Genomic DNA, 6,885 nt, shown 5'->3' with positions numbered 1-6,885 from the left:
CAGCCGCAAACACCACGACCTTGCCTTCCTCCAGGTACTGCAAGGCCTTGGGGCGCACATAGGGCTCGACCACCTGGTCGATGGCGATGGCGGACATGACGCGGGCGGTCAGACCCGCCTTGTTCATGGCATCAGCCAGGGCCAGCGCATTCATCACGGTGGCCAGCATGCCCATGTAGTCGGCGGTGGCACGGTCCATACCCACCGAGCCGCCCGCCACGCCGCGGAAAATATTACCGCCACCAATCACCACCGCCACCTGCACGCCCAAACGGGTGATTTCGGCAACCTCTTCCACCATGCGCACGATGGTGTCGCGGTTGATGCCGAACTGGTCGTCTCCCATCAGCGCTTCCCCCGACAGCTTGAGCAAAATACGCTTGTAGGCTGGTTGGGCTTGGGTCATGGGAAAGGTCCTCGTAATGGTGGAAAAATGGCTAATGGTAGGGGCAAAATAGGTCAGTAAAGAGTCAGAAGGACTTTTGCGATGCCCCTGCGCAAGCCTCTTGCTGCACAGAGGACTTACGCATAAGTCCTGGTCAGAGAAATTACGCCGTGGCCTTGGCAGCAGCCACTTGGGCGGCCACTTCGGCAGCGAAGTCGTCGACCTTCTTCTCAATGCCTTCACCCACCACAAACATGGTGAACGCCTTCACGGTGGTACCGGTGGCCTTGAGCATTTGCTCAACCGTTTGCTTGTCGTTCTTCACGAACGACTGGTTGAACAGCGAGACTTCCTTCAGGTACTTTTGCACGCCACCTTCGATGCGCTTGGCCACGATCTCGTCGGATTGAACTGGCTTACCAGCGGCCACAGCCACCGAAGCGTCTTCGGCAGCCTTGGCGGCCGCCACCGAGCGCTCTTTGGCGATCAGGTCGGCAGGCACGTCGGCGCTGGTCAAGGCGACAGGCTTCATGGCCGCGATGTGCATGGCCGTATCTTTGGCTGCGACGTCGTCGCCTTCAAACTCAACCACCACGCCGATGCGCGTGCCGTGCAGGTAGCCTGCCAGCTTGGAGCCAGAGAAGTGCTTGAAGCGGCGGAACGTCATGTTTTCGCCGATCTTGCCGATCAGACCCTTGCGCACGTCTTCCAGCGTAGGGCCAAAACCGTCTTGCTCGTAAGCCAGCGCGCCCAGTGCCGCCACGTCGGCAGGGTTGTGCTTGGCGATCAGCGCCACGGCACCCGCGGCCAGAGCCAGGAAGCTGTCGTTTTTGGTCACGAAGTCGGTTTCGCAGTTGACTTCGAGCAGCGCGCCGGTGTTGCCTTCGAAGTAACTGGTGACCACGCCTTCGGCGGTGATGCGCGAAGCGGCCTTGCCCGCCTTGCTACCCAACTTGACGCGCAGCAGCTCTTCGGCCTTGCCCATGTCGCCTTCGGCCTCGGTCAGTGCACGTTTGCATTCCATCATGGGGGCATCGGTTTTGCCACGCAGTTCAGCGACCATGCTTGCGGTAATTGCAGCCATATATTTCTCCGTCTTCAAAACAAAATTGGTTAAAAAAAAGGGGGCTTGCGCCCCTCTTTGATCGCGGCAGACCACCGCGCCATGGGGAACGCTTAGGCTGCAGCAGCCTCGTTCACTTCCACGAATTCGTCGGCACTTTCAGCCGCAGCGACAGCCTTGACCACGTCATTGCCAGCGCTGTTGCGGCCTTCGATGATCGCGTCAGCGATGCCACGGGCGTACAGAGCGACAGCCTTGGAGGAGTCGTCGTTGCCAGGGATCACGTAGTCGATGCCTTCTGGGGAGTGGTTGGTATCTACCACACCGATCAGCGGTATGCCCAGCTTGCGCGCTTCAAGGATGGCGATCTTGTGGAAGCCCACGTCGATCACGAAGATCGCGTCAGGCAAGGTCACCATATCTTGGATACCGCCGATGTCTTTTTCCAGCTTGATCATTTCGCGGGCGAACATCAGCTGTTCTTTCTTGCTCATGGCGTCCAGGCCGGCTTCTTGCTGGATCTTCATGTCCTTCAAGCGCTTGATCGAGGTCTTGACGGTTTTGAAGTTGGTCAACATGCCGCCGAGCCAGCGCTGGTCCACGAAAGGCACGCCAGCGCGGGCTGCTTCACCGGCGACGATTTCGCGGGCTTGGCGCTTCGTGCCAACCATCAAAATGGTGCCACGGTTGGCGGTCAGTTGCTTGGCAAACTTGGCCGCTTCCTGGAACATCGGCAGCGATTTTTCCAGGTTGATGATGTGGATCTTGTTACGGTGACCGAAGATGAACGGAGCCATCTTGGGGTTCCAGAAACGGGTTTGGTGGCCAAAATGGACACCGGCTTCGAGCATTTCGCGCATGTTGACGGACATGGTATTTTCCTAAAGGTTGCGTCTAAAATTCAGTCCGTTTTGCTACTGTTGAAGCACAGAGCAACACCTTGATGGACTGGTTTGCGATTTGTTCTACCAGAACAGCCTGTACGCATTACTACGCGTTTGACCGATCAGCAAAACCCAAGGAGTCTAGCACACTCCCTCCACCTCCCATGCGCCCAGACCTCACTTCCACCCTCCAGTCCCTACAGTCCGGGCAGACCACGGCAGCCGCACAAATGGCCCAGTCGGTTGCCATCGCCCAGTCGTCCGCCTGCCGAAATGTATTTTTGCAGTCCCGCTTCGATACGGCGCAGGCCCACGCCGAGCAGGCCGGTATGTCCGGCAGCCGCCTGGGCGGGCTGGCGGTGTCTATCAAGGACCTGTTTGACGTGGCCGGCGACACCACCACTGCGGGCTCCACCGCCATGGCAGACCATATTGCCGCCTCGGCAGACAGCCCGGCCGTAGCCCGACTCCGCTCGGCAGGTGCCAGCCTCCTGGGCCGCACCAATATGACCGAGTTCGCCTTCTCGGGTGTCGGCGTGAACCCGCATTTCGGCACCCCTGCCGCCTGGGACGGGCGCTACGACCAGGTGGCCGGGGCCCGCATCTACGGGCCGGTCCCCCGGGTGCCGGGCGGCTCGTCGTCCGGCGCGGCGGTGTCGGTGGCTACCGGCGCGGCTTTTATTGGGCTGGGTTCGGACACCGGGGGCTCGATCCGCATTCCAGCCGCACTGAATGGCGTCGTCGGCTTCAAGAGCACGGCCCGCCTGGTGCCCACGGCGGGTGCCGTGCCACTGTCCAGCACGCTGGACACGGTCTGCGCCCTGACGCGCACGGTGCGCGACGCGGTGCTGGCGCACGAAATCCTGGCCCAGCGCCAGGTCGTGCGCAGTGCCGCCCCGCTGTCCAGCTTCCGGCTGGCCGTGGCACGCAGCGGCTTTTTGGACAACCTGGACCACACCGTGGCCCGCGCGTTCGAGCGTGCCTTGCAGCGCCTGCGCGACGCAGGGGCCACACTGGTGGACATTCCGCTGGAGGAAGTGCGCGAGCTGCATGCCATCCAAGCCACCGGCGGCTTTCCTGCGGTAGAGGCCTACATCTGGCACCGCCCACTGTTGGCGCGCGGCCCCCACCTCCGCGCCGCCTACGACCCGCGCGTGCTGGCCCGTATCGAGCGGGGCGCGCAGATGCGGGCCTTTGAGTACTCTGAGCTGGTGATGGCCCGTAGCGCCTGGATCGGCAAAATGGAAGCCCGCCTGCAGGGTTTTGATGCCGTGCTGTCGCCCACCGTGCCCATCGTCGCCCCGCCCATCGCCAACATGGCACCCGGCGTAGAGCGCGACGATGCCTTCTTCCACACCAACGGCCTGTTGCTGCGCAACCCCAGCGTGGTGAACATGCTGGACGGCTGCGCCATCTCCCTGCCCTGCCACACGGCAGACGAACTGCCGGTGGGCCTGATGCTGTGGCACGCCGCGCTGCACGACGATGCGGTCCTGAACGTGGCTTTACAGGCCGAGGCTACACTACAGTTTTAATAGCTACCAGCGCAGATTATATCTGCGCCAACGGCACTTTTTATATAAATTTAGGTTTTCCATGCAGTTTGAGAAGATGCGGGCGTGTGCCGCATGAAAGTCGCCGTGATTGGCGCAGGGGTGGTGGGTACCAGCACCGCGTTTGAGTTGGCCGCAGATGGCCACCAGGTGACCGTTTTTGAACGCCGCAGCGCCGCCGCCGAAGAAGCCAGCTTTGCCAACGCCGGGCTGCTCGCCCCCGGCACCATCACCCCCTGGATGGCTCCTGGCATGCTGGGTGCCATTGCCAAAGGCCTGTTCAGCCGCAATGCCCCACTCCAGCTCGGCTGGGGCTTGACCGGCAGCGAGCTCGCCTGGCTGTGGAAATGGCGGCGCGCCAGCCAGCCCGCCGCTTACCTGGCCCAGCACAGCCGGCTGCAGCGCCTGGCCGGGTACAGCACCGAGCGCCTGCAAACCCTGACCCAACAGCTGCACCTGGACTACGACCGTAGCGAAGGCAGCCTGCTGCTGCTGCGCACCGACAGCGCGCTGGCCCAGGCCCAGCCCGGCCTGCAACTGCTGCGCGATGCGGGCGTGGCCTGGCAACAGATCGACACGGCAACCGCACGCCAGCGCGAACCCGCATTGAACCCAGAAACGCCCCTGGCCGCCGCCATCCACCTGCCCGGCGATGCCGTGGGCAACTGCCGCCAGTTCACCATGCAGCTCAAGGCAGCAGCCCAGCACCTGGGCGTGCAATTTGAGTTCAATCGCACGGTAGCGCATATAGAACCTGCGCCAGCAGCTGCGGTTTCCATAGCAAATGAAGCGACGCCGCGGCGCTTTGATGCCGTGGTGGTATGCGCCGGACTGGCATCCGCCGCCCTGCTCAAGCCGCTGGGCGTGCACATTCCGCTGGCGGCGGTGTACGGCTATTCGCTGTCGGCCCACATCCGCGAACCCCTGAACGCACCGGTCAGCGCGGTGGTGGATGAGCAGTACCAAATCTCCATCGCCCGCATGGGCCAGCGCGTGCGGGTCGCGGGCGGCATCGACATCGGCAGCCGGGCCGATGCCCACCATTCCGCCGCCATCGCCCGGCTGTACAAGGTGCTGTACGACTGGTTTCCCGGCGCGGCCCAATTGGCCAGCAATGTGCAAATCTGGAAAGGGGCCCGCCCCATGCTGCCCGACGGCCCGCCGCTGATCGGCCCCAGCGGCCTGCCCGGCGTGTGGCTGAACCTGGGCCACGGCGCCTACGGCTGGGCCCTGGCCAGCGGCAGCGCCCGCGCCACCGCCGACCTGGTGGCAGGCCGTACGCCCGAGTTGGACATGGAAGGCTTGGGGCTGGAGCGCCTGCGGCACTGAGCCCCCAGGCGACCCCACGGACCGCCGCACACAGGGAACGCCGCACAATCGGGCCATGCAACGCATCACTCCCAACCGCGCCCACCCCCTGTTCGACACCGCCGCCACGCGCCGCATCGAGCAGGGCGCCATGGCCCAGTTACCACCCCACACCTTGATGCAGCGCGCCGGGCTGGCCGTGGCGCGGCTGGCCCTGGCACTGGCACCCCATGCGCGCAGCGTGTGGATCGCCTGCGGGCCCGGCAACAACGGCGGTGACGGGTTAGAGGCCGCCACCCAGCTGCACCTGCGCGGCAAAACCGTGGTGGTGACCTGGCTAGGCCTGGAGGTCAACGCCCCCGCCGACAGCCTGGCCGCCCTGGCGCGCGCCCGTGCCGCTGGCGTGCCTTTTGCCGATGCGCCACCCACCACCCTGACGGCCCAGGACCTGTGCATCGACGCACTCCTAGGCATCGGCAGCAGCCGCGCCCCAGCGGGCACCATGGCCGCGTGGATCACCGCCATGAACGCCAGCCCCGCACCCACGCTGGCCATCGACCTGCCCACCGGGCTGCAGGCCGACACCGGCAATTTTGCTATGCAATCCGTAGCTGGCAGCGCAGATACAATAAGCGGTAGCAGCACTATTTATGCCAAAAATACGCTGTGCCTGCTCGGCCTCAAACCGGGCCTATTCACCGGCCACGGCCGCGATACTGCAGGCCAGGTCTGGCTGGACGATCTAGAAACTAGCAACGCCAGCACGCCCACGGCCCTTACGGCGCCTACCGCCCAACTGGTCGGCGCGCCGATCCCCACCTGCCGCACCCACGCCAGCCACAAAGGCAGCTACGGCGACGTAGCCATTCTGGGTGGCGCGCCGGGCATGGCCGGTGCCGCCCTGCTGGCCGCCAGCGCCGCGCTGCACACGGGAGCCGGGCGCGTCTTCGTCGGCCTGCTGGACGGCGGCAGCCTGAGCGTGCACCCAGAGCAGCCCGAACTGATGTTCCGCGCCCCCAGCGCCCTGCCCTTGCACGCCCTGGCCGTGGTGTGCGGCTGTGGCGGCGGTGAGGCAGTGCGCGCCCTGCTACCCCGCGTTTTGCTGGAGGCCGCCCGGCTGGTGCTGGATGCCGACGCGCTGAACGCCATCGCCACCGACACCACCCTGCAGGCCCAGTTGCGCGCCCGTGCCGCCCAGGGCCTGCCCACGGTGCTCACGCCGCATCCGCTGGAAGCCGCTCGCCTGCTGGGATGCAGCACCACCCAGATCCAGGCCGACCGACTCAGCGCCGCCCAGCAACTGGCCGACCGTTTCGCTTGCGTGGCGGTATTGAAAGGTTCAGGCACGGTCATCGCCGCGCCCAGCCAGATGCCCCACATCAACCCGACGGGCAATGGACGGCTGGCGACTGCGGGAACGGGGGATGTACTGGCCGGAATGGTCGGTGCCCGGTTGGCCATGGGGCAGTTCGCCATGGCTGCAGCCTGCGATGCGGTGTACGCGCACGGCTTGGCGGCGGATGGATGGCCTCTCGGTGTGCCGCTAACGGCCAGCGCGCTGGCGCGACGCTAGCCGCGTCCGACGAAGGGCATCTTGGTGGCCATCACCGTGTGAAACAGCACGTTGGCCTCCAGCGGCAGGCTGTCCATGTACAGCACCGATTTGCCGACGATGGCCACGTCCATCACCGG

At 64.9% G+C, this 6,885-nt stretch carries 5 protein-coding genes and 2 pseudogenes; 3 read left to right on the top strand and 4 right to left on the bottom strand.

Annotated elements, in window-relative coordinates:
- From ABI213_RS01325 to rpsB, 3 genes and pseudogenes are all read right to left on the bottom strand, one after another.
- A pseudogene (locus ABI213_RS01325) lies at positions 1-406 on the bottom strand (UMP kinase); the annotation flags it as partial.
- 142 nt (positions 407-548) lie between these two features.
- Positions 549-1,469 carry a translation elongation factor Ts gene (tsf, locus tag ABI213_RS01320; protein ID WP_348007710.1) on the bottom strand — a complete coding sequence of 307 codons (921 nt, stop codon included), beginning with the start codon at positions 1,467-1,469 and terminating at the stop codon, positions 549-551.
- 92 nt (positions 1,470-1,561) lie between these two features.
- Complete coding sequence (rpsB, locus tag ABI213_RS01315) at positions 1,562-2,320, bottom strand: 30S ribosomal protein S2 (RefSeq protein ID WP_348007709.1); 759 nt, start codon at positions 2,318-2,320, stop codon at positions 1,562-1,564.
- Between the two features lie 176 nt (positions 2,321-2,496).
- Between rpsB and ABI213_RS01310 the strand changes: the two genes are divergently transcribed.
- The 3 genes from ABI213_RS01310 (at position 2,497) to ABI213_RS01300 (ending at position 6,766) form a co-directional block, all read left to right on the top strand.
- A complete protein-coding gene (locus ABI213_RS01310; protein ID WP_348007708.1) occupies positions 2,497-3,867 on the top strand; it encodes an amidase in 1,371 nt (456 codons plus the stop codon).
- 93 nt (positions 3,868-3,960) lie between these two features.
- Positions 3,961-5,214, top strand: coding sequence for a D-amino acid dehydrogenase (locus tag ABI213_RS01305; RefSeq protein WP_348007723.1), 1,254 nt, complete (start codon positions 3,961-3,963; stop codon positions 5,212-5,214).
- A gap of 55 nt (positions 5,215-5,269) precedes the next feature.
- Entirely contained in the window at positions 5,270-6,766 is a 1,497-nt protein-coding gene (locus ABI213_RS01300; protein ID WP_348007707.1) for an NAD(P)H-hydrate dehydratase, read from the top strand.
- Here ABI213_RS01300 and ABI213_RS01295 read toward each other — a convergent pair.
- A pseudogene (locus ABI213_RS01295) lies at positions 6,763-6,885 on the bottom strand (3-oxoacyl-ACP reductase); the annotation flags it as partial. The gene ABI213_RS01300 and the pseudogene ABI213_RS01295 sit on opposite strands and share 4 nt — an antisense overlap.

Source organism: Rhodoferax sp. (genome assembly GCF_039922535.1).
Taxonomy (GTDB): Bacteria; Pseudomonadota; Gammaproteobacteria; order Burkholderiales; family Burkholderiaceae_C; genus Rhodoferax_B.
This window is presented reverse-complemented; position numbering and strand designations above follow the sequence as displayed.

What these genes read in the sequence shown, in the direction of transcription:
- rpsB (WP_348007709.1), bottom strand. Translation starts at nt 2,320, where the DNA reads ATGTCCGTCAACATGCGCGAAATGCTCGAAGCCGGTGTCCATTTTGGC.
- ABI213_RS01300 (WP_348007707.1), top strand. Translation starts at nt 5,270, where the DNA reads ATGCAACGCATCACTCCCAACCGCGCCCACCCCCTGTTCGACACCGCC.
- ABI213_RS01310 (WP_348007708.1), top strand. Translation starts at nt 2,497, where the DNA reads ATGCGCCCAGACCTCACTTCCACCCTCCAGTCCCTACAGTCCGGGCAG.
- tsf (WP_348007710.1), bottom strand. Translation starts at nt 1,469, where the DNA reads ATGGCTGCAATTACCGCAAGCATGGTCGCTGAACTGCGTGGCAAAACC.
- ABI213_RS01305 (WP_348007723.1), top strand. Translation starts at nt 3,961, where the DNA reads ATGAAAGTCGCCGTGATTGGCGCAGGGGTGGTGGGTACCAGCACCGCG.